The organism is Rhodanobacter hydrolyticus, from assembly GCF_044904645.1.
In genome coordinates this window covers 50,782-73,994 of the sequence record NZ_JADIKK010000008.1, presented here as the reverse complement: position 1 = coordinate 73,994, position 23,213 = coordinate 50,782, and the positions used below count along the sequence as shown (strand labels likewise).

19 protein-coding genes are annotated in these 23,213 nt (G+C 65.1%); 12 read left to right on the top strand and 7 right to left on the bottom strand.

The window, feature by feature from the left end; translation table 11 throughout:
- The first annotated feature begins 2 nt into the window (after positions 1-2).
- Positions 3-1,094 (top strand): S41 family peptidase, encoded by a 1,092-nt coding sequence (locus tag ISP25_RS02745; protein WP_404611495.1) that lies wholly within the window; start codon positions 3-5, stop codon positions 1,092-1,094.
- Between the two features lie 68 nt (positions 1,095-1,162).
- On the opposite strand, the gene ISP25_RS02740 is transcribed toward ISP25_RS02745, so the two are convergent.
- From ISP25_RS02740 to apbC, 4 genes are all read right to left on the bottom strand, one after another.
- Positions 1,163-1,687, bottom strand: a complete 525-nt coding sequence (locus ISP25_RS02740) for a hypothetical protein (RefSeq protein WP_404611493.1) — start codon at positions 1,685-1,687, stop codon at positions 1,163-1,165.
- An 84-nt stretch (positions 1,688-1,771) separates the two neighbouring features.
- Positions 1,772-2,341, bottom strand: coding sequence for a dCTP deaminase (gene dcd / locus ISP25_RS02735; protein WP_404611491.1), 570 nt, complete (start codon positions 2,339-2,341; stop codon positions 1,772-1,774).
- A gap of 512 nt (positions 2,342-2,853) precedes the next feature.
- Positions 2,854-3,390 carry an NADPH-dependent FMN reductase gene (locus ISP25_RS02730; protein ID WP_192160268.1) on the bottom strand — a complete coding sequence of 179 codons (537 nt, stop codon included), beginning with the start codon at positions 3,388-3,390 and terminating at the stop codon, positions 2,854-2,856.
- Complete coding sequence (gene apbC / locus ISP25_RS02725) at positions 3,387-4,481, bottom strand: iron-sulfur cluster carrier protein ApbC (RefSeq protein ID WP_404611489.1); 1,095 nt, start codon at positions 4,479-4,481, stop codon at positions 3,387-3,389. The genes ISP25_RS02730 and apbC overlap by 4 nt, the downstream gene beginning before the upstream one ends.
- 150 nt (positions 4,482-4,631) lie before the next feature.
- Here apbC and ISP25_RS02720 point away from each other — a divergent pair, with 150 nt between their 5' ends.
- Positions 4,632-5,099, top strand: a complete 468-nt coding sequence (locus ISP25_RS02720; RefSeq protein ID WP_404611487.1) for a DUF2147 domain-containing protein — start codon at positions 4,632-4,634, stop codon at positions 5,097-5,099.
- A gap of 143 nt (positions 5,100-5,242) precedes the next feature.
- Here the strand turns inward: ISP25_RS02720 and ISP25_RS02715 are convergent, their stop codons facing one another.
- Both ISP25_RS02715 and ISP25_RS02710 read right to left on the bottom strand, forming a co-directional pair.
- Positions 5,243-5,995, bottom strand: a complete 753-nt coding sequence (locus tag ISP25_RS02715; RefSeq protein ID WP_404611486.1) for a hypothetical protein — start codon at positions 5,993-5,995, stop codon at positions 5,243-5,245.
- A 515-nt stretch (positions 5,996-6,510) separates the two neighbouring features.
- The gene (locus ISP25_RS02710) at positions 6,511-7,143 is read right to left on the bottom strand and encodes an HAD family hydrolase (RefSeq protein ID WP_404611484.1); all 633 of its coding nucleotides are present in this window, start codon (positions 7,141-7,143) and stop codon (positions 6,511-6,513) included.
- Between the two features lie 316 nt (positions 7,144-7,459).
- Here ISP25_RS02710 and ISP25_RS02705 point away from each other — a divergent pair, with 316 nt between their 5' ends.
- From ISP25_RS02705 to ISP25_RS02670, 8 genes are all read left to right on the top strand, one after another.
- Positions 7,460-9,754: a S53 family peptidase gene (locus ISP25_RS02705; RefSeq protein ID WP_404611482.1), complete on the top strand. Its 2,295-nt coding sequence runs from the start codon at positions 7,460-7,462 to the stop codon at positions 9,752-9,754.
- A 284-nt stretch (positions 9,755-10,038) separates the two neighbouring features.
- Positions 10,039-11,841: an alkaline phosphatase family protein gene (locus ISP25_RS02700; protein ID WP_404611480.1), complete on the top strand. Its 1,803-nt coding sequence runs from the start codon at positions 10,039-10,041 to the stop codon at positions 11,839-11,841.
- A gap of 131 nt (positions 11,842-11,972) precedes the next feature.
- Entirely contained in the window at positions 11,973-14,072 is a 2,100-nt protein-coding gene (gene metG / locus ISP25_RS02695; protein WP_404611478.1) for a methionine--tRNA ligase, read from the top strand.
- 11 nt (positions 14,073-14,083) lie between these two features.
- Entirely contained in the window at positions 14,084-14,536 is a 453-nt protein-coding gene (locus tag ISP25_RS02690; protein ID WP_404611477.1) for a putative signal transducing protein, read from the top strand.
- Complete coding sequence (locus tag ISP25_RS02685) at positions 14,529-15,140, top strand: RnfABCDGE type electron transport complex subunit B (protein WP_404611475.1); 612 nt, start codon at positions 14,529-14,531, stop codon at positions 15,138-15,140. The genes ISP25_RS02690 and ISP25_RS02685 overlap by 8 nt, the downstream gene beginning before the upstream one ends.
- A 127-nt stretch (positions 15,141-15,267) precedes the next feature.
- The gene (gene nth, locus ISP25_RS02680) at positions 15,268-15,906 is read left to right on the top strand and encodes an endonuclease III (protein ID WP_404612064.1); all 639 of its coding nucleotides are present in this window, start codon (positions 15,268-15,270) and stop codon (positions 15,904-15,906) included.
- An 85-nt stretch (positions 15,907-15,991) separates the two neighbouring features.
- The gene (locus tag ISP25_RS02675; protein WP_192160244.1) at positions 15,992-16,657 is read left to right on the top strand and encodes a response regulator; all 666 of its coding nucleotides are present in this window, start codon (positions 15,992-15,994) and stop codon (positions 16,655-16,657) included.
- Between the two features lie 10 nt (positions 16,658-16,667).
- Positions 16,668-18,056: a sensor histidine kinase gene (locus ISP25_RS02670; protein ID WP_404611473.1), complete on the top strand. Its 1,389-nt coding sequence runs from the start codon at positions 16,668-16,670 to the stop codon at positions 18,054-18,056.
- Positions 18,057-18,084: 28 nt separating this feature from the next.
- Here the strand turns inward: ISP25_RS02670 and ISP25_RS02665 are convergent, their stop codons facing one another.
- Positions 18,085-18,531 carry a hypothetical protein gene (locus tag ISP25_RS02665; protein ID WP_404611471.1) on the bottom strand — a complete coding sequence of 149 codons (447 nt, stop codon included), beginning with the start codon at positions 18,529-18,531 and terminating at the stop codon, positions 18,085-18,087.
- Between the two features lie 257 nt (positions 18,532-18,788).
- On the opposite strand from ISP25_RS02665, the gene ISP25_RS02660 reads away from it, so the two are divergent.
- Both ISP25_RS02660 and ISP25_RS02655 read left to right on the top strand, forming a co-directional pair.
- Positions 18,789-22,028, top strand: coding sequence for an efflux RND transporter permease subunit (locus ISP25_RS02660; RefSeq protein ID WP_404611469.1), 3,240 nt, complete (start codon positions 18,789-18,791; stop codon positions 22,026-22,028).
- Positions 22,018-23,196 carry an efflux RND transporter periplasmic adaptor subunit gene (locus ISP25_RS02655; RefSeq protein ID WP_404611467.1) on the top strand — a complete coding sequence of 393 codons (1,179 nt, stop codon included), beginning with the start codon at positions 22,018-22,020 and terminating at the stop codon, positions 23,194-23,196. Before ISP25_RS02660 ends, ISP25_RS02655 begins: the two co-directional genes overlap by 11 nt.
- The last annotated feature ends 17 nt before the right edge of the window (positions 23,197-23,213 follow it).

The following is a 23,213-nucleotide window of genomic DNA, read 5'->3' as shown; positions in this document are numbered from 1 at the left end:
GGATGAACAAAAAAGCCAAGATCGCCACCGCTGCGGCCATCGTCGGGATATCCGCGCTGGGCAGCATCGCCGCGCTGGCGTGGCCGGATGCAGGCCCTCCGCACGAGCCGCCGCAGAAGGACATGGTCATCGACAAGGCGACGCGCGCCGAGGTCATAAACAACGTGATCGCCAATCTCGACCGCGGCTATGTCTTTCCGGACAAGGCCGCCATGATCGGAAAAGACCTGCGCGCACGCTTGTCACGCGGGGATTTCGACGGCATCGGAAGCGCAGAGAAATTTGCCGACGTCCTCACCGATGCCTTGCAGGGCCAGACCCACGACAAGCACCTGGAAGTCCGTTACTTCCAGGAAGCCATTGCCGAGAGCCCGGACGGCGGCCTGTCGCCGCAGGAGCAGGCCGAAGAGGCGTTGCACCAGAAGCAGGTCAACTACGGCTTCGCCAATGTCGGCCGGCTGCACTTCAACATCGGCCTGCTCGAACTGCATGCGTTCGGCCGGCCGCAACAGGCAGCCAGTCGCATCGCCGCCGCGATGACCCTGCTCGGCGATACCGATGCCCTGATCGTCGACCTGCGCGAATGCCGGGGTGGCGACCCGGACACCGTGATGCTGCTGGCCAGCTATCTGTTCGACAAGCCGACCCATCTCAACGACATTTATTTCCGCGACGAGAACCGCACGGAGGAACGCTGGACGACGGCGAGCGTGCCCGGCAGACGCTACGGCCAGGCGCGCCCGCTCTATCTGCTCACCAGCAACGACACCATCTCGGGCTGCGAAGACTTCGCTTATGCGCTGAAAAATGCCGGCCGCGCCAGGCTTGTCGGCGAAACCACGGCCGGTGCCGCGCATGCCGGTGCACCGCATCGCCTCGACGCACACTTCATGATGTTCGTGCCGTCGGGACGTCCGATCAATCCGGTGACGCACGGCGACTGGGAAGGCGTGGGCGTTGTGCCGGACGTCAGGACGTCGGCCAAGAAGGCGCTCGATGCCGCTCAGCTTGCGATCCTCGAGGGAATGCTGCCTGCCGAAACAGACCCCATGCGCAAGGACGACATGCAGAGGCACATCGAAGAGTTGAAATAGGCCGGATGCCACCTCACGAAAAAGCCCGCGGATCGCTCCGCGGGCTCTTCTGCCAATCGCTGGGCCGATCAGTGCTGCCCTTGCCCCTGCCCCTGCTGCTGTGCCGCCTGGTCGACGGAATCGCAACCGGCAGCGGTCTTGCACTCCTGGCCGTTGCTGATCGTCGCCGGCGCGTGGTGGTCCTCAAGCTCGCGCGCGGTGGTGTTGATCGCGTTGATTTCAGTGAGCTGGCCGTCCTTGTCGTAGTACACGGTGAAACCGTAGTCGATCGACATGCGCGCCATGTACTGCAGGTGCACCTTGCGCACCTTGGAATCGTCGCTGGGCACCAGCAGGATGGTCTTGGGCATCTTGCCCGTGTCCTTGAGATAGGCGAAGTGACTGCCGGCATCGACCGCGGAAAGTACCGCGCCGTCGATCACGAACTGCCCTTCCTTGTAGGCCTCGATCGTTGTGTCGAACTTGCCCTTCCACTGGGCCGTCTGCGCCTGTTGCGTCTTGATGCTGTTCGTGTGGCAGCCGGCGAGCACGAGCACGCTGCCGAAGACCAGCGCGGCGGCAGCGCGGGTCAGGATGGTGGAAAAACGGATCATCGGGTTCTCCTGCGAAAAGCGATCGTGTGACTTGGCAATTTTAATGCGCGCGGCAACGCCGGCGCGCGGGGACGGTATGGCTGTTCAGGTACGCGGCAGGGTCACGCCCTGCTGGCCCTGGTATTTGCCGCCGCGGTCGCGGTAGCTGGTTTCGCAGGATTCGTCGGATTCGAAGAACAGCATCTGCGCCACGCCCTCGTTGGCGTAGATCTTTGCGGGCAACGGCGTGGTGTTGGAGAACTCCAGCGTGACGTGCCCTTCCCACTCCGGCTCCAGCGGCGTCACGTTGACGATGATGCCGCAGCGCGCGTAGGTGCTTTTGCCCAGGCACACCACCAGCACGTCGCGCGGGATGCGGAAGTATTCGACCGTGCGCGCCAGCGCGAAGGAATTGGGGGGAATGATGCACACGTCCGACACCACGTCCACGAAGCTGTTCGGATCGAACGCCTTGGGGTCGACGATGGTGGAGTTGATGTTGGTGAACACCTTGAACTCGCGCGCGCAGCGCACGTCGTAGCCGTAGCTGGAGGTGCCCCACGAGACCGCGCGGTTGCCATCCGCACCAAGCTTCACCTGGCCCGGCTCGAACGGCTCGATCATGCCGTGGCCTGCGGCCATGCGGCGGATCCACTTGTCGGACTTGATGCTCACGTGTACTCCGCGGTCGGCGTGGGGCCCGGGTAGGCCAAGCGTAAAACTGCAAAAATACATGGTCGGGGAGGCGGTGCGCCAGCGCGGGGCCGGTTCATGGCCTTTGCTGCTTTCGATTTGGGGAGCGGGGGCTTGCGTTGTCGCAAGGAACAAAGCGGTTTCGATCACCTGCCGGCGCCCGAGTTCCTTCTCTTCGCTGTTCCGAAGGGCGGAAGGCAGGATGCCCGGAGTCAAGAGAAGGAACCAAGCGAAATGGCCTGGCTTGATACGCCGGAACTACAAGCAGGCTGTGTCGAGGGCTTGGGAGCCACTCCCGCCTATGCGATAGACGGTGCGGCCACACGCGCCGTATCTGAAAAACTGAGGGCTCACACGAAACGAAGGGCCCCACGTTCGTCATCCTGGCGAAGGCTGGGATCGGGTGACTGTCTGGCCTGGGCAAGCGTGTTCGCTACTGGATCCCGGTCTGCGCCGGGATGACGAGCAAAGTCATGCACGCCATGCAAGGCAAATCAGCCCAATTCCGAGTCCAGGCAGTCCAATACCTTATGTAGTTCCGCACGGCGCTCCGCGCTGTCCAGCACCTGTTCCGCCGTGCAGCCGGCCCCCGGCAAGGCCACCGGCATGGGCTGCGTCGTCAGCAGTTCGGCGGACATGGTGCACAGGATCTCGGCCAGTGCCTCCTGCGCGTGGTGCGAGCCGCGCGCCGAGGTATTGAGCAGCAGCGCGGGCTTGCCGGGGAATTCCAGACTGCCCACCAGCCAGTCCAGCAGGTTCTTGAACGCGCCGGGCACGCCATGGGCGTATTCGGGACAGGCGATCAGCAACACGTCGGCGCGACCGACCGCCTCACGCAACGCCAGCACGGAAGCGGGCAAGGGATCGCGTTCGTCGTCGGGGTTGAACAACGGCAGCGTGGCAAGGCCATCGTAAATCGCCAGCTCCAGCGACGCGGGTGCCAGTTGGCGTGCGGCCTCCAGCGTGGCGCGGTTGGAGGAAACGCGGCGCAGGCTGCCGCACAGGCAGAGCACGCGCCGCGGAATGCTCATGCGGCGGGGGAACCCTGCACCACGATCTTGCCCAGCCCCAGCGACTTGTTGCGCGGCTGGCGCGACAACCGCCCGGCAGCGTTGCGGGCGATCTCGCGGTAGCGCGCCGCGAGATCGGAATCGGGCATCGCCACCACGGTGGGCGTGCCGCCATCGGCCTGTTCGCGGATGCGGATGTCCAGCGGCAGCGAGCCGAGATACGGCACGTGATACTGCTCGGCCATGCGCACGCCGCCGCCTTCGCCGAAAATGTGTTCCTCATGGCCGCAGTTCGAGCAGACATGGGTGGCCATGTTTTCCACGATGCCGAGCACCGGCACTTCCACCTTCTCGAACATCTTGAGCGCCTTCCGTGCGTCCAGCAGGGCGATGTCCTGCGGCGTGGTGACGATCACCGCGCCGGCCACCGGCACCTTCTGCGACAGCGTGAGCTGGATGTCGCCCGTGCCGGGCGGCAGGTCGACGATGAGGTAATCCAGCATCTCCCAGCGCGAGTCGGTAAGCAGTTGCATCATCGCCTGGGTCACCATCGGGCCGCGCCAGATCATCGGCGTCTCCTCGTCCACGAGAAAACCGATGGACATGGCCTGCAAACCGTGCGCCTGCATCGGCGTGATGCTCTTGCCGTCGGGCGATTCCGGCCGACCGCTGATGCCGAGCATGCGTGGCTGGCTGGGACCGTAGATGTCGGCGTCGAGCACGCCCACCTTGGCGCCTTCGGCCTTGAGCGCCAGCGCGAGGTTGGCCGACACCGTGGACTTGCCTACGCCGCCCTTGCCCGAAGCCACCACGATGACGTTTTTCACGTTGGGCAGCGGCGCCAGCGTGCCCTGCACCTTGTGCGACTGGATACGGCTGGTGACGGACACGGCAGCCGATTCGATGGCGGGATCGGCTTCCAGTGCCTGCTTCGCCCTTGCGGCCAAGGCCTCGGCCGCACTCCCCGCAGGGTAGCCGAGCTGCAGGTCCACCGACACCCGCGTCCCGTCCACGCCCACTGCGCGAACGACCTCGGCCAGCGAAGCACCGGTGTGAGGGTCGGTCAGTTCGCCGAGCAATCGGCGCACCAGGGTTTCGTTCGCCTGCGTCATGTCATGTCTGGATGGGGTGGGGAGCCATGCATTATGCCAGCCATGACAACGGCCTCGTCTGATGCGGCAAAGCTTGGCGCGATGCAACTTGACGACTCCGGCCGGCACCGGCAGGCTCGAACCATACTGTCACGCACGGGGAATGCCACCATGAAACATGCTGTCCGCCTCACCCTCGCCTGCGGCCTGCTGCTGGCCACGGGAGCCGTTTCCGCCGCCGACGTGAGCACGCCGGTGGGCACCTGGCAGCAGGTGGACGACGTCACCGGCAAACCGACCTCGATCCTGCAGATCACCGAGTCCAATGGCGAGCTGCAGGCCAAGGTGCTGCAGGTGATGAACGCCACGCCCGAGGACATCGCGCGCGACGGCAACCCGCCGAAGTGCACCCAATGCGACGGCGCGCGCAAGGACCAGCCCATCATCGGCATGACCGTGATGTGGGGCGTGACCCGCGACTACGACGTGTGGGACGGCGGCCGTATCCTCGATCCCAAGAACGGCAGGATCTACAAGGTGAAGCTCACGCTGAAGGACGGCGGCCAGAAACTCGACGTGCACGGCTACATCGGCTTTTCCCTGCTCGGGCGCAGCCAGGTGTGGAAGCGAGAACAATAAATCGTTGCGCACAGCTGGTCTGCGGCAACGACGGAACGCGGGCCCATGGCCCGCGTTTTTCATGCCGATCCAGTCATCCTGCCGCCCAAGCCCGATGCAGCGCACAAGCGCGGTGCAGGCATGAGGACTTGTACCTCTAGGGGTCAGGCCTGGGTGCTGACCATCGCGCCGGAAGCGGACGTCCCGCCCAGGTCGCTGGAAAGCGTCTGCAGGAAATTGCCCAGCGTGGCGCCACTGGCCGCGCCGCCCAGCGAGCCGACCAGATTCTGGAAGCTTTGCTCCAGCGAACCGAGCACGCTGCTGGAGGTCCCTGAGGTGGACGACGACGATGCGGTGGACGCGGCGGACGCAGTCGATGTGGAAGAGCTGCCGCTGCTCGAATCGAGCTGACTGATCAGGCTTTGCAGGTCGCTCTGCATCTGGCCGCCGCCATGGTGGTGGTGACCGCCGCGATGCCAGCCGCTCTGGTCGGCACCATCGGTGCCGGCAGCCGCCGGGCTGGCCGCTGCAGTAGACGATGACCCCGCCGCGGCCCCCGCGGCAGCGGTGCCGTCGGTAGTAGTGGAAGCCGTGCCGGCGGCCTGGCCGCTTTGCGCCTGCAACGCGCCCATCAGGGCTTGCATGAAGGCCGACATGGCTTGCTGGGGGCTTTGCGTCGAGGTCGAGGAAGTAGCGGCCGTGCTGCTACCCGTCGTCGTGCCGGCGCCGCTGCTCGAAGCGCTCGTGCTGCTGCCTACACCCAGTGTGGACAGCGCCTGGAAGATCGAGCTGAACAGGCCGCCCGGCGGCGGCGCGTAACCCGTCGTGCTGGCGCTGCCGCTGGCCGCGTTGGTGCTGGCGGACTGGCTGAGCTGGGTCAGCCAGGGATTGTTGTTTGAAATCGAATTGATCGTCATGGAGGGTTCTCGTGCGAAGTTGGACTGCCGATCAAGCCGTCGGATCTGGCGGCTTTCATCACACCAAGCCTCATCCATGCGGCGAGTAACGCAGACGCCCCCGGAGGGAGCTCACGCGAGACAGCCTCTAGCAATTTGTTGACCAGAGTCGGCTGTCGCGTATGCAACACCGTGTAAAGAAGCGTAATGACATTGGGAATAGGGGTTTGCAGCATGTCCAGGCAGGCCGTGGCGACGATGAATCACTCGCCTTGCCGCAACACATCGAGGCAGTGCGTCAACAAAACAGCGCCAGCATTCCGGCACCTACGCCGGTTTCATGACAATGCCACGACGGGCGTGCAACCCGCGTCACGACGCTACCCGATAGCCGTCCAGACGCGGGGCAGTAGTCACATGCGATCCGGCGCGAGGATCGATCAATGCCAACGGCAAAGGCCGCCCTGACCCGCTGACCTGCGTTTCCCGTTCGCCCGCGGCATTGTTTCCGCGCGTGGTGCCGCTATGCAGGATGCCTACGCCGGTAGCAGCCCGTGCGAAGCCAGCCACCCACGCAGGCCATCGGAGTCGCGGAACCACCACGCATGCATGCCCAGCGCTGACGCCGCATCGACGTTGCGGCGCGCATCGTCGATGTAGAGCGCGCGTGCAGGGTCGATCGAATAGCGTTCGAACAGCCGCTGATAGATGCGCGGATCCGGCTTGATCAGCTGCTCCTCCCCGGAAACGACGATACCTTCGAACCAGTGCAGGAAACCGAACCTCTCGATCTTCTTCGCGCGCGGAAAGGTTTCATGCGACCAATTGGTCAGCGCATACAGACGCACACCGCGCTCCTTCAGCTCCGCAAGCAAATCCACGCTGCCCTGGATGGCATCACCCAGCATTTCTTCCCACCCATCGCGATAAGCCGCGATGAGGCCAGCGTGCTGCGGAAACTGCGCACTCAAGCCGTCCACCGCCTCGTGCCAGGAGCGCCCCGCGTCCTGCCGCTCGTTCCATGCGCTGGTGCAGACTTCGGCGAGGAAACGTTCCATCGCCGTTTCGTCGTCGAACAACCGGCGATAGAGGTAACGCGGGTTCCAGTCGATCAGCACGCCGCCGAGGTCGAATACCACGGTATCGATCATGTCTTTTCTTGTATCCATCGTCACTCGTCACCGTCCAGGACAGGCACGAATGTAAACGAAGGGCCGATGCACTGGACTGCGTCGCTGGTTCGAGCGCATGCTCCGAAATGCTGTCGGCCGTTCGGCCGGGCACGGGGTGTTGTTAATTTTCAGTCAGCGCGACCGCCGTATGTGGCTGCGTCGGGTCCGTACGGCGATCCGATGGCTCTTCCGCTGGCACACGTTCGACGCAAGGGAGGCAGATCTCGACAAATCCATCCAGTCAAATGATCCGTTTCATCACAGGGGACAGGGGACTCGTTTTTTTCATCTGGCATTTCTTTGGAGAAAAGACGTGAAAACTGAACGCGTGATGCTGAGTGTATCCATTGCCGTCGCCCTCGCCTCGTTGCCGGCGATCGCCGTGGCGCAAGCTTCAACCGCACTGGCCGGCCTGAACACGGCCGAGGCGCCGCGTGTCACCCAGACTGTCGACAATCGCGTCGTGTCCACGCTGGGCAATACCCACCTGGCCCTGATCAGCGCCCTGACGCCGACTGCCGCAGTGGCTGACTCGCTGCCCATGAACCATATGCAGCTCATCCTGCAGCGCAGCGCGTTGCGCAAATCGGCACTGCAGTCGTTGATTGCTGCGCAGCACGATCCTTCATCGCCCAAGTTCCATCAATGGGTGACGCCCGCCGAATTCGGCGAGAACTTCGGCATCACCGACGCGGACATCAATAGCGTGAAGTCCTGGCTCATTTCACAGGGCTTTACAGTCAACGGTGTGTATCCGAACAAGTCGCAGATCGATTTCAGCGGCACGGCTGGCCAGGTGCGCCAGGCATTCCATACGCAAATGAACCGCTATACCGTCAACAAGGTCAGCCACATCGCCAACGCGAGTGACATCAGCATTCCTTCAGCGCTGCAGAACGTGATCGTCGGTGTCGCGGGCTTGAACGATTTCCGTCCGCAACCGTTGCACGTGGCCCCGCAAGTAGGGCAGTTCAACGCCGGCAAGCGGAACTTCACGCTGAAACAAGCGTCTGCGTCCAGCACGAACTCCCAGGTCAACCCGATGGCGTTGGCGTTCACCAACGGTGCGCGCGGTTTCGTGCCGTATGACTTGAACACGATGTACAACACCACCGCGCTCTACAACAAAGGCCTGACCGGCAAAGGCATCAATATTGCCGTGGTCGAGGACAGCGACATGGATGTTTCGGACTGGCCCAACTTCGTCAGCCAGTTCAACCTCGGCAGTTATGGCGGCACGTTCATGCAGTTCCAGCCGCAGTTGACGCCATCCACGGGCAACTGCACTGACCCGGGTAATGCCACAGGCGACGAGGAAAGCATCGAGACCGTGCTGGACTCGGAGTGGTCCACGGCGATGGCACCCGGTGCCAACATCTGGGTGGCGACCTGCAACGACGCCGGCAGCACCAATTTCTTCGGCGGCGTGTATACGGCGGCGAACAACCTGATCAATGCCACTTCTCGGCCGGACATCATCAGTGCCAGCTATGGATACGGGGAAGGCTATACGGATACCGCCAGCAAGACGGCGATCGACCTGATGTGGGCCCAGGCCGACGCGGAAGGGATCTCGGTATTTGTTTCCACCGGCGATTCCGGATCCAACCCGAGCTTCAACGGCTCCATCATCAATGGCGTTGGCGTGGACGCCAACTCGTTTGCCACCTCGCCCAACGTGACTGGTGTCGGCGGCTCGGATACCGCCGACGTGCTCGACGGCACGACCAAGAAGTACTTCAGCAGCACGCTCAACACGGTGTATGGCTCGGCCTTGTCCTACGTGCCGGAGATCACCTGGAACCAGTCCTGCGGCAACACCACGGCGGCCCAGCAACTGGTGGGACTGACGGCGCTGCAGTTCTGCAAGAACGCGCTGATCTACGACCCGGAGGGCTTGTACGCAACCTCCGAAAGCGGCAGCGGCGGTCCCTCGTCGGTCGACCGCAAGCCGGCCTGGCAGCGGCAGGTGCATGGGGCCGCCAAGGACCAGTCGCGTGACCTGCCCGACGTCTCGCTGTTCGCCGGCTCCTATGGCGGCTATTCGTGGGTCATCCTTTGCACCGGCGACTACCCGTGCGCGCAGAACTTCACGACCCCGGTGGTGCTGGAGGGCGGGACATCATTGTCGTCGCCGATGTTCGCAGGCATCCAGGCACTGATCGACCAGGGCATGTCCAAGGCTGGTCTGTCGACCGATCAGGGCAACGCTGCACCCACGCTGTACGCGCTGGCCAGGAGCGAATACGGAGATGCGACGGGAGCCGTGCCGTCCACGCTTGCGCAATGCGATGCCGACAACGGCACCAAGGGCACCGCCAAATGCGTGTTCCACAACATCACCGGCGGCGGCAATTCGACGCAGTGCATCGAGGTCGAAGCGTTCGCGGAGACCACGCCGGACTGCTATTTCTACGGCACGATAGCGAACTTCGAAGGGTTCTACGGATCCACCAAGATCGGGCTGACTTCGACCAGCGCGACGAAGTACAACCCGACCACCGCGGCCTATGCGGCGCAGCCGGGCTGGAGCTTCGCCAATGGTCTCGGCTCGGTGAACGCAGGCAACCTGTATTCGGCCTGGAAGGCCTTCGTGAATGCGCCGTAATAACCCGAGGCGTTGATGCGATTGCCCTTGGCGGGATTCCCGCCAAGGGTTCGGCGCCGTCCTGGCGGGGCGCAACCGCGCGCGGAACGCACCCAATAAACGCACGCTTTCTCCGGATCGCGGAGAGCATCCCGGAAAATCGCGTTTTACGCAGCAGTCGACACTCCGTCTGCGCAACGCATCGCATTGCGCCGCATGAGCCGCACGCTGTCATCCAGCCGTCGCGCATCCGCAACCACTCCCTCGCACTGTCCAGCCCTTCTCACACCACAAAGGGAGGGGCTATGCGACATCAACGCAAGTCGAACGCAGGTGTGCTGCTGGCAGCGGCCTGCCTCAGCGGCCTGTTCGCCACATCCGCCTTAGCCGGCGCCAGCAGCAACCTGCTGGTGAACGGCAACGGCGAATCGGGCACCTGCACCGCCGACTGGTCGGCAGTGAATACCGTGCCGGGCTGGACGGTGACGCAAGGCAGCCCGTCGACCGTGTGCTACTCGATCGGCAGCTTCAGCACGCCGGGCAACGCTTCGGGCGGCAATGCCTTCATCGCCGACGGCCCCTACGGCGATTCCGCACTGCGCCAGAACGTGGACGTGTCCAGCGCCGCCAGCGCCATCGACGGCGGCGGCATCACCTATGCGCTTTCGGGCTGGCTCGGCGGCTACACCAGCTACAACGGGCAGGCTGTGGTTACGGCGACCTTTCTCGATGCTCACGGCAATCCGCTGGGCACGCCCGCGCAGCTTGCCGGCGCGAACGCGTCCGCACGCGGCGACAAGACCGGTTTCCTGGCCGAGTCCGCCACCGGCAACGTACCGGCCGGCACGCGCACGATTTCGGTGCTGCTGCAGTTCAACGACACCTCGGCGTCCTACAACATCGGCTACGCCGACAATCTCTCGCTGACGCTGTCCACGCCGGTCACGGCGCCCACCTTGCAGGCACCGGCCTCGCAGGTACCGGCCTTCGATCACGTCTTCGTGGTAATGATGGAAAACACCGACTACGACCAAGTGATCGGCGACACCACCGACGCGCCCTTCATCAACAGCCTTGCCCGCCAGGGCACGCTGCTCGACAACTACAGCGGCGTGTACCACCCCAGCGACGAGAACTACCTGGCGATCGCCGGCGGCGACACTTTTGTGAAGGGTGCCATCTACTATCCGAACATCAAGGTGACGGCGCAGCACATCGGCGACCGGCTCGAAGGGATCGGCAAGACCTGGAAGGCCTATGAACAGGGCATGGGCACGCCGTGCAACACCAGCAACAACAACGACAGCTACTACGAGCCTGACGACGCGCCGTTCATCAACTTCACCGACATTTCCTCGAACCCCACGCGTTGCGCGGCGCATCTGTTCGACACCACCCAGCTCACCACCGACCTGCAGTCGGCTGCCAGCACGCCGAACTTCTCCTGGATCGCCGCAGACGACTATTACGATGGCGAATCCTCCGGCAACGGATCGGCGCAAAGTCTGCAGGTGCAGAACGGCTGGCTGCAGCAGACCCTGCAGCCCATCTTCAATTCGCCGGCGTGGACGCAACAGCGCTCGTTGCTGATCCTCACCTGGGACGAATCGGAGTCCACCAGCGGCAATCACATCGCCACCATTCTGTTTGGCTCGCCGGGCGCGGTGCAGGCCGGCTACGCCAGCAATGCCAGCTACAACCATTTCAGTGTCGGCCGGACCGTCGAGAACGCGTTGGGCATCGCACCGCTCACCAACAACGACCAGTACGCACAACCGATCAACGATGCCTTCGTGACCACCACCGCCGTGACCACGCCCAGCCTCGCCAGCACCATGCCGAGCGTGAGCGCGGGCACCTACGTGCACTTCGACTACGCCACGCCGGCCAGCCAGCTCAACAGCGAGAACTGGATCGGCATCTACGCCACGGGCAGCAGTCCCGGCCACGGCAGCTCCGCCAGCTGGCAGTACGCGCCCAACGGCAGCGGTACCGTAACGTTCGATACCTCCAGCCTGTCGCCGGGCACGTACAACGTCTGGTACTGCTACAACGGCGGCTACACCGAGTTGGCAGGCCCCATCACGCTGAGCGTGACCAGCCACTGAGCATCCTCGGGCATACCTCACCCTCCCCGCACGGGAGGGTGGGGAACGGCTTGGTGCACACAAGCCTCCCACGGCCGGGAAAAACATCCGTCATGTCATAATGCGGGGCTTCCCAGACGGCTCTGCCCACCATGTCACGACGCCTGCTCGTCACCAACGCCCTGCCCTACGCCAACGGCCCTCTGCATATGGGCCACCTGCTGGGTTACATCCAGGCCGACATCTGGGTACGGGCGCAGCGCATGATGGGCAACGAGGTGTCGTACGTCTGCGCCGACGACGCGCACGGCACGCCGATCATGCTGGCCGCGGAGAAGGCCGGCATGACGCCCGAAGCCTTCATCGCCGGCATCCGTGTCGGCCACGAGGCCGATTTCGCCGCCTTCGGGGTGGCCTTCGACCATTACCATTCCACGCATTCGGACGAGAACCGCGAGCTGGCTTCGCTGATCTACACGCGACTGCGCGACGGCGGCTACATCGCCCGACGCAACATCCAGCAGCTGTTCGATCCCGAAAAGCAGATGTTCCTGCCCGACCGCTACATCAAGGGCACCTGCCCGAAGTGCGGCACGCCCGACCAGTACGGCGACAACTGCGAGAACTGCGGCGCCACCTACGCGCCCACCGACCTCATCAACCCGTATTCGGTGATGTCGGGCGCCACGCCGATACTGAAGGACTCGGAGCACTACTTCTTCGAGCTGGGCAAGTTCGAGAGCCTGCTGCGCGACTGGTTCGCCGGCAAGTACTCCGGCGGCCGTCCGGTGGCGAACGCAGGTGTGGCCGCCAAGCTGCGCGAGTGGCTGGACGGCGGCCTGAAGGATTGGGACATCTCGCGTGACGCACCCTACTTCGGCTTTCCCATTCCCGACGCACCGGGCAAGTTCTTCTACGTGTGGCTGGACGCCCCGGTGGGCTATCTCGCCAGCTTCAAGGCGCTGTGCGACCGCTCCGGCATGAAGTTCGACGAGTACCTCGGACCGGACAGCACCGCGGAGATGCACCACTTCATCGGCAAGGACATCATCAACTTCCACGGCCTGTTCTGGCCGGCGATGCTGCACGGCGCGCAGATGCGGGTGCCCACTGCGCTGCACGTGAACGGCTACCTCACGGTGAACGGCGCGAAGATGTCGAAGTCGCGCGGCACCTTCATCCAGGCACGCACCTACCTCGATGCCGGGCTCAACCCCGAGTACCTGCGCTACTACTTCGCCAGCCTGCTCAACGACACGCCGGTGGACGTGGACCTCGACCTCAAGGCCTTCGAGGAACGCGTCAACTCGCACCTGGTCGGCAAGTGGGTGAACATCGCCAGCCGCACCGCGGGCTTCGTGCACAAGTTCTTCGACGGCAGGCTCGCCGATGCGTTCGATGCGGCGCACTCCGCGCTGTGGCAGGACCTGCTTGCGCACTACGAGGGCATCGACGCCCTGTACGAGGGCTGCGAATTCGCCGAACTCACCCGCCGCTTCGTGCTGATGGCCGACCTGGTCAACGGCCACATCGCCGCGAAGGCGCCATGGGCGTTGGCCAAGGACGACGCGCGCCGTGCCGAATTGCACCAGGTGTGCTCGTTCGCGCTGGCCGCCTTTCGCCTGCTCGCCGGCGTGCTCAAGCCCATCGTGCCCGCCACCGTGGCCGCCGCCGAGCAATTCCTCGCTGCGCCCATCGCCACCTTCGCCGATGCGCGCAGCGCGCTGCACGGCCATGCCATCCATGCCTTCGAACCGCTGCTCGCGCGCCTCGACCCCAAGTTGGTCGAGGCGATGGTCGAAGCCTCCAGGGAATCGCTGGGCGCACCGGCGCCTGCCGCCGAACCACCCAAGAAAAAGCCCATGAACGACACCGCCAAGCCCGCCGCACCAACCGAAACACCCGCCACGAATGCACCGGTCACGGTCGCCATCGACGACTTCGCCAAGCTCGACCTGCGCGTCGGCACCGTGCTGGCCTGCGAATTCGTGGAAGGCTCGGACAAGCTGCTGCGCTTCGAACTGGATGCCGGTGCGCTGGGCAAGCGGCAGATCTTCTCCGGCATCCGCGCCGCCTACGGCGAGCCAGAAAAACTGGTCGGCCGCAACGTGGTGTTCATCGCCAACCTCGCGCCGCGCAAGATGCGCTTCGGCCTCTCCGAAGGCATGATCCTCTCCGCCGGCGACGGCGGCAGCGACCTGTTTCTGCTCGACGCCGATCAGGGCGCGAAGCCCGGCGCCACGGTGCGCTGACCTCAGCACGCATGCGGTGCGTCCATCGATCCTACGACCATGCCGAGGCGGAGATCGTCGCCGGCCTGCTGCGCGAGGAAGGATGCATCGCCTTCGTTTTCGAGAATGGCCTGTCCCGGCTCAAGTGGTACCAGGTGATCGCATTCGGCGGCTTCCTGGTCATGGTGCCCGACGCGTGCCTGGTGCAGGCCCGCGGTGTTCTCGATCACTGGCGGCGCGGCGACTATCGCCTCGACTGCGACGATTGCTGCCCCCGCTGCCAGAGCACCGACATCGAAGGAAACCCCAACTACCGTGGCTGGGCCTTCTTTTTCGGGTGCTTCCTCGGCCTGCCGATATGGCCGGCGCTCAAGTGGCGGGAACGTTGCAAGTCGTGCGGCTACCACTGGAAAGCGATCCCGGACACTTATGCCGAATTGAGCGTGTCGTCGGACAAGGCCGCAGCGCATGGACGCCATGACTGAACTGCCGTCCCTCGCCGACCGCATCGACGCGCTCCTGCCGCAGACGCAATGCGAACAATGCGGCTATCGCGGCTGCCGCCCCTACGCCGAGGCCATCGCACGCGGAGAGGCGCAGATCAATCAGTGCCCGCCCGGCGGCGCAGCCGGCATCGCGAAGCTGGCCACTTTGCTGAACCGCCCCGCCCTGCCGTTGAACCCCGCCAACGGCATCGAGAAGCCGCGCATGCTGGCGCGGGTGATCGAGGACGAGTGCATCGGCTGCACCAAGTGCATCCAGGCCTGCCCGGTGGACGCCATCGTGGGCGCGGCCAAGCTGATGCACACCGTGCTCACCGACGACTGCACTGGCTGCGAATTGTGCGTGCCGGCCTGCCCGGTGGACTGCATCGTGCTGGAACCCATGCCGCTGGCGCAGATCGACCAGGCGCATGCCGACGCGGCGCGCGGACATTTCCGGCAACGCGAAGCGCGGCTGGCGCGCGAAGCCGCCGAGCGCGAGGCGGAACTGGCCGCGCGCAAGGCCGCCGTGGACACCGCCGCATCCACCAACCCAGTGCTGGCCGCGTTGGCACGGGCACGCGCCAAACAGGGCAAGACGCCATGAAACGACCATCCTCCACGCCGTCACCCCGGCGCAGGCCGGAATCCAGCGCCTCTCGCGAGCACCCAAGGCACTGGATGCCAGCTTCCGCTGGCATGACGACGTCGGCGCGGGGCGGCTCGCCATGCCCATGAAACGCGCCGACGTGGTCGAGCTGTTCGCCCGCCTGCGCGAGTTGGACCCGCATCCCACCACCGAGCTGGACTACAGCACGCCGTTCGAGCTGCTGGTGGCCGTGGTGCTGTCTGCGCAGGCAACCGATGTCGGGGTGAACAAGGCTACGAAAAAGCTCTATCCCGTGGCGAACACGCCGCAGGCCATCCTCGAGCTCGGAGAGGAAAAGCTGAAGAAGTACATCAGCACCATCGGCCTGTTCAACGCCAAGGCGAAAAACGTGATCGCGCTGTGCGGCATCCTTGTCGAGCAGCACGGCGGCGAAGTACCGCGCACGCGCGAGGCGCTGGAGGCGCTGCCCGGTGTGGGCCGCAAGACCGCCAACGTGGTGCTCAACACCGCCTTCGGCGAACCCACCATCGCGGTGGACACGCACATCTTCCGCGTCGCCAACCGCACCGGCCTCGCGCCCGGCAAGGACGTGCGCGCGGTGGAGGACAAGCTAGAAAAGGTGGTGCCCGCCGAGTTCAAGCAGGACGCCCACCACTGGCTGATCCTGCATGGCCGCTACGTGTGCAAGGCGCGCAGGCCGGATTGTCCCAATTGCGTGATCCGCGACCTGTGCCGCTACAAGGACAAGACGCCGGCAGGCTGAAGACTCTGAAAGCTCTTAAGGTTGGTGTAAGCCTAGGCGTCCAAGATGCGGCAACAATGCCACCGCAACCATCACGGACAAGCCCATGCACATCATGCTGGTCGAGGACGACGCCGAACTCGGCGAGGCCATCCGCCATGCCCTCGTGCAGCAATCCTGCGCGGTGACCTGGCTGCGCAATGGCCGCGAGGCGATGCTGGGGCTGGACGACCAGAGCGCCGACCTGGTGCTGCTCGACCTCGGCCTGCCGGATCGCGACGGCTTCGACGTGCTGGCCGAAGCGCGCCGCAAGGGCATCCGCACGCCGATCCTGGTGATGACCGCGCGCGACGGCCTCGAAGCCCGCGTGCGGGGCCTCGACCTTGGCGCCGACGACTACCTGGTCAAGCCGTTCCACCTGGAGGAACTGTCGGCACGCATACGCTCGCTGATCCGCCGCACCCGCGGGCTCGCCGACAACATCATCGAAGCCGGCGACCTGCGGATGAACCTCGCCACCGGCGACGTGGCGTTCCGCGGGGCCGCGGTCACGCTGACGCGTCGCGAGTTCGCCCTGCTGCGCGCACTGATGGAACGCGCAGGCCGCATCGTGCACCGCGAGACGCTGGAAAACTCGGTGTACGGCATCGACAATCCGGTGGAGGGCAACGCGCTGGAGGTGCAAGTGCACTGGCTGCGGCGCAAACTCAGTGCGGACACCATCCGCACCGTGCGCGGCATCGGCTACATGCTGCCGCGGGAGCCGAAGTGAACGCCTCCGCATGAAACCGCTCAGCCTGCGCCACCGTCTCACCTGGTTGATCATCGCGGTGATGGTGGCGGTGCTCATCCCGCTGGGCATCATCAGCTACCAGCGCGAGCGGCGCGAGATGAACGAGCTGCTCGACGGCCGGCTCGCGGAAGCCGGACGCACGCTGGGCGTGCTGATCGAGAACAGCGACGCCGGCGCGAACCACGCCGCCATCGCCAAGGACGCCGACATTGGCCGCGCCCTCATCGTCGCCGTGCACCGCCGCAACTATGAACCCGACGTGGGCTTCCAGGTCTACGACGGCCGCGGCCGGCCGATGGTGAGCACCGCCAACTTCGCCAGCCTGCCACCGCCCCGCGCCGAGCAAGCCGGCTTCGGCAAGATCACGCTGGACGGCTATCTCTGGCGTACCTTCATCCTGCAGAACCGCGCAGGCCTGTTGATCCGCATCGGCGAACGCTACGACAACCGCCTGAACATCGACCGCGGACTGATGCTGGAACACGGCCTGCCGCTGCTGATCGGCCTGCCCCTGCTCGCCTTGCTGGCGCTGTGGGCGGTACGACGCGGTCTGCGGCCGCTGGACGAACTCACCGGACAACTGGCGCAACGCACGCCCGGCAGCCGCCAGCCGGTGGCGATCGAGCTGGCGCCCGAAGAAATCCGCCCGCTGATCGCCACGCTGAACCAGCAGCTCGAACGGCTGGAGGATGCCATCGAACGCGAACGCCGCATGACCGCCGACATGGCGCACGAGCTGCGCACGCCCTTGGCCGCCACCATGCTGCAACTGGACAGCGCGGCCATCGCCAGCAGTCCGGACGACGCCCGCGCCGCCCTGCAACACGCGCGGCAAGGCGCCTCCCGTCTTGCGCGGCGCATCGAGCAGATCCTCTCGATGGCCCAGCTCGAAGCCGGCGCGGCAGCCACGGAACGCTCGCCCCAGGACCTGACCGCCATCGTCACCTCGGTGATCGAGGAACTCGCGCCACTGATCGCCGACAAGGACATCACCCTCAGCCTGCTGCACGACGGCACGCCGCTGCGCGTGCCCGGGCACGAGGTGGCGCTGACCGCGATGCTGCGCAACCTGATTGAAAACGCCATGCGCTATGTATCGCAGGGCGGCCAGGTCGAAGTCGCGCTCAGCCATGCCATTGACGTCGCCACCATCGACATCAGCGACGATGGCCCCGGCATCCCTGCCGAACACCGCGAAACGGTATTCGAACGCTTCCGGCGCGAAACCCACGACACCGCAGGCGGCTACGGCGTCGGCCTCAACATCGTGCGCCGCGCCGCCCAACTGCACGATGCCCGCATCGACCTGCTCGATTCGCCGTTCGGAAAGGGGCTGCGGGTGCGGGTGGAATTCCTGTTGGGCAGCACGCACCCGTAAAGACCTGGCGCGTCGAAGCGGGCATCAGCTATTCCACCCAGGTGATGATCCGCCCGACCAGGCACCACCCGCGCAGAACCACAAAGCCACCGCCGTTGCCGGGGAACGCCATGCCGGGAGGCGCATGCACGATGTTGTCGTACGCATAAATGTCGTCACCCGGCTTTATGTGTTCGCTGACGACGGACCAATCGGGCCCATGGTAGCGACTGTCCATCGTCTCCATGCTTACGTGCCCGGGAAGAAGTCTTATGCCTGCCGGCAAGGTGACGCAATGAAGGTCCGGGTCCACGGGACCGATCGCTAGCCCCGACCCCAATCCTGCCGTCATTGGCAGCAGCGTGCTCTGTCCTAGTTTTTGCTTCACTCGATCCTGGTGGGATTGCCACATGGCCAGACCTGTCCCGCAAGTGGCCAGAACGACTGCCATGAGCCCGGCTGACATCCGTCCCACGGATTTCCAGTCGAATGACATGGTTCTCCCTCATGCGGCATGCACGGAATCCGAGAACGTGGCGTCCGCTCCGGATCGAAATTGTGGCCGCACTCATTCATGACAATCTTGTGTTAGCCCGCACGCATCTGCCACCCGAAAAAGCGGCGCTCAACCATCCCGGCGATGAACGAACCTGTCCCGTCACGTAAGCCAAAAGGTTCGCATAAGGATGCGCTGCCAGCATGTCATGCAGCCCGGAACGTCCGGGCTGCCGTCCGCCCCCTCCGGAACACGACATGCTAGGCCTCGTCCGCACCGCACTCGCGCGCCCGCTCACGTTCATCGTGCTCGCTATCGTGATCCTGATCATCGGCCCGCTGGCGGCGCTTCGCACGCCGACGGACATCTTCCCGAACATCGGCATCCCCGTGATCGGCGTGGTGTGGTCGTACAACGGCCTGCCGCCCGACCAGATGTCCGGCCGCGTCATCTACTACTACGAACGCCAGCTCACCACCGCGGTCAACAACATCCAGCACATCGAGTCGCAATCGCTGCCCGGCGCCGGGATCGTGAAGATCTTCTTCCAGCCGGGCACCGACATCCGCACCGCCACCGCACAGGTCACTTCGATCTCGCAGACGGTGGTGAAGCAGATGCCTCCGGGCATCACGCCGCCCACCATCATCAACTACAACGCCTCCACCGTGCCGGTGCTGCAGATGGCGTTCTCGGGCAAGGGGCTGTCCGAGGCGAAGATCCGCGACATCGCACAGAACGAAGTGCGCCCGACCCTGGTGTCGGTGAACGGCGTAGCGATCCCCACGCCCTATGGCGGCAAGCAGCGCCAGGTGACGATCGACCTCGACCCGCAGGCATTGGCGGCCAAGGGCCTGTCGGCACAGGACGTGGCGAACGCATTGGCGGCGCAGAACCAGATCATCCCGGTCGGCACCGCGAAGATCGGTACCTACGAATACCACGTGCAGCTCAACAACAGCCCCACCGCGATCGACATGCTCAACAGCTTGCCGATCCGCACCGTTAACGGCGCCACCATCACCATCGGCGACGTGGCGCACGTACGCGACGGCTCGCCGCCGCAGAACAACATCGTGCGCGTGGATGGCGGTCGCGCGGTACTGATGCCGATCCTGAAGACCGGCAGCGCCTCGACGCTGGCGGTGGTGGCGGGCGTCAAGAAGCTGATGCCGCTGATCAAGGAGACGATGCCGAAGTCGCTGAAGATCTCCCAGCTCGCCGACCAGTCGGTGTTCGTGAAGGACGCGGTCGCTTCGGTGGCCCGCGAGGGCATCATCGCCGCGCTGCTGACTTCGGTGATGATCCTGGTGTTCCTCGGCAGCTGGCGCTCCACCGTCATCATCGCGGTGTCGATCCCGCTGGCAGTGCTGTCGGCCATCGCCCTGCTGTCGGCCACCGGGCAGACCCTCAACGTGATGACGCTGGGCGGCCTCGCACTGGCGGTGGGCATCCTGGTGGACGACGCCACGGTGACCATCGAGAACATCAACTGGCACCTTGAACAGGGCAAGGATGTGCGCACCGCGATCATGGACGGTGCGAAGCAGATCGTCACACCCGCCTTCGTCTCGCTGCTGTGCATCTGCATCGTGTTCGTGCCGATGTTCATGCTGAACGGGATTGCCGGCTTCTTGTTCCGGCCGATGGCGCTGGCGGTGATCTACGCGATGGCGTCGTCGTTCGTGTTGTCGCGCACCCTGGTGCCGACGCTGGCGATGTACCTGCTGAAGACGTACCACACCGAGCACGGCGTCGGCGACCACCCGGAAGACCCGTACATCAACCATCACGAGGGCGACCAGCACCACCGGCGTGGCCACGGTGCGCTGGTGCGCGGTCTGGTGGCGTTCCAGCAGAAGTTCGAGCACGGCTTTACCCGCGTACGCGATAGCTACTACGCACTGCTGGCCACGGCGTTGAAGCTGCGCTGGGTGTTCGTGGGCGGCTTCCTGGCCTTCGTGCTTGCCTCGTTCGCGCTGGTGCCCTTCCTCGGCCGCGATTTCTTCCCTTCGGTGGACTCCGGCGCCATCGCCTTGCATGTGCGTGCGCCGATGGGCACGCGCATCGAGGAGACCGCGGCGGAGTTCGACCACATCGAGGCCGCGATCCGCAGAGTCATCCCGCCAGACCAGCTGAAGACGATGATCGACAACATCGGCCTGCCGCTGTCCAACACCAACCTGATCTACAGCAACACCGGCTCGATCGGCCCGCAGGACGGCGACATCCAGATCGTGCTCGGCGAAGGCCATGCGCCCACCGACGGCTACGTGGCGGAGCTGCGCAAGCTGCTGCCGCGGGAGTTCCCTGGCACGACGTTTTCCTTCCTGCCCGCGGACATGACCAGCCAGATCCTCAACTTCGGCGCGCCGGCCCCGCTGGACGTCACGGTGACCGGCCGCAACAGCGCCGAGAACGAGGCCTATGCGACGAAGATCATGCGCAGGCTACGCGACATCCCCGGCATCGCCGACGTGCGCTTGCAGCAGAGCACCAGCTATCCGCAGATCAACGTGAAGGTAAACCGTACCCGCGCCGACACGCTGGGCATCACCGAGCGTGACGTCACCAACAGCATGGTCGCCTCGCTGGCCGGCTCCAGCCAGGTGGCGCCGGTGTTCTGGCTCGATCCGCACAACGGCGTGTCCTACGCGGTGGTCGCCTCCACGCCGCAGTACAAGATGGATTCGATGGCCGACCTGCTGCGCCTGCCGGTGACCGCCTCGGCCGGCAAGGACAGCCAGGTGCTGAGCAATGTCGCCACTTTCACCCGCGGCCCCAGCGCGGCGGTGGTCTCGCACTACAACATCCTGCCCACCTTCGACATCTATGCCTCGGTGCAGGGCCGCGACCTCGGCGGCGTCTCCGGCGACGTGCAGAAGGTGCTGGACCAGTTCGCCAGCAGCCGCCCGAAGGGCACGCTGGTCACGCTGCGCGGCCAGGTGCACACGATGAACACGGCCTTCAACGGTCTGCTGTTCGGCCTGCTCGGTGCGGTAGTGATGATTTACCTGCTGATCGTGGTCAACTTTCAGTCCTGGCTCGATCCGTTCGTCATCATCACCGCCCTGCCCGCCGCGCTGGCCGGCATCGTGTGGATCCTGTTCACCACCCACACCACGCTGTCGGTGCCCGCGCTTACCGGCGCCATCATGTGCATGGGTGTCGCCACCGCCAACTCCATTCTCGTGGTGAGCTTCTGCCGCGAGCGGCTGGCCGAGCACGGCGACGCGACAAAGGCCGCGCTGGAAGCCGGTTTCACGCGCTTCCGTCCGGTGCTGATGACCGCGCTGGCGATGATCATCGGCATGCTGCCGATGTCGTTGAGCCATGAGCAGAACTCGCCGCTGGGCATCGCCGTGGTCGGCGGCCTGATGTTCGCCACCTGCGCCACGCTGGTGTTCGTCCCGGTGGTCTTCAGCATCGTCCATGGGCGCGAACAGCACGCGCCCTCCGCCATTCCGCAGCTCGGAGAAGCCTCCCATGTCGCATGAACACGCCCCACCGGCGCATCCGCGCACGCTGCGCCTGCGCCCGGCGGTGATCGGCCTGCTGGTGGTCGCCGCGGTCACCGCGGCGATCGGCCTGGCGCTTCGCGCGCACGATTACCACCAGTTGGTGAAGCAGGTGGATGCCGAGGCCATCCCCACCGTGGCGCTGGCCGCACCGCTCGGCTCGATGGGTGCGCACACGATGACCTTGCCCGGCCACATCGACGCATGGATCAGCGCGCCGATCCATGCGCAGGTCTCCGGCTACGTGAAGAGCTGGAACAAGGACATCGGCAGCCACGTCGAAGCCGGCGAAACGCTGGCCGTGATCGACACACCCGAGCTCGACCAGCAATACGAACAGGCCAAGGCCGTGCTGGTGCGTGCGCAAGCCAATGCGCAACTCGCCAAGGTGACCAGCCAGCGCTGGCAGCACCTGCTTTCCTCCAATTCGGTGTCCAAGCAGGAAGCCGACGAGAAGGCCAGCGAGGCGGCCGTGGCCGGCGCCAACGTGCTCTCCGCCAAGGCCGACCTGGATCGCCTCGCCGCACTCGAAGCGTTCCGCAACGTCACCGCACCGTTCGCCGGCACGGTGACCGCGCGCAACACCGACATCGGCGATCTGGTGACTGCCGACAGCCAGTCCGCACTGCCGCTGTTCACCGTGGCGGACACCGACAAGATGCGCCTGTACGTTGCGGTGCCGCAGCGCTATGCATCGTCGATCCGTCCGGGCATGACCGTCTCGCTGACCGTGCCGGATCATCCGGGCAAGAGTTACCAGGGCACCCTGATCGGCTCCTCCGACGCGGTGAGCCAGGCTTCCGGCTCGCTGCTGGCGCAATTCGAAGTGGCCAACGACAACGGCAAGCTGCTGCCCGGCGACTACGCCGACGTGCAGCTGCCGCTGGCCACCAGCCAGGCCGTCACCAGCGTGCCTTCCACCGTGCTGATCTTCCGCGCCCAGGGCCCGCAGATCGCCGTGCTCGGTCCCGGCAACAAAGTGGTGATGCGCGACGTGCACATCGCGATGGATCTGGGCGGCGCGCTGGAAATCGACCGCGGCCTGCAGCCGGACGACCGCATCATCGACAATCCGCCCGATTCGCTGGCCGCCGGCGACACCGTGCGCGTGGCTTCCGGCAAGGAGTCGTCGCATGGCGACGAATGAGGACTCCAAAACCGTTC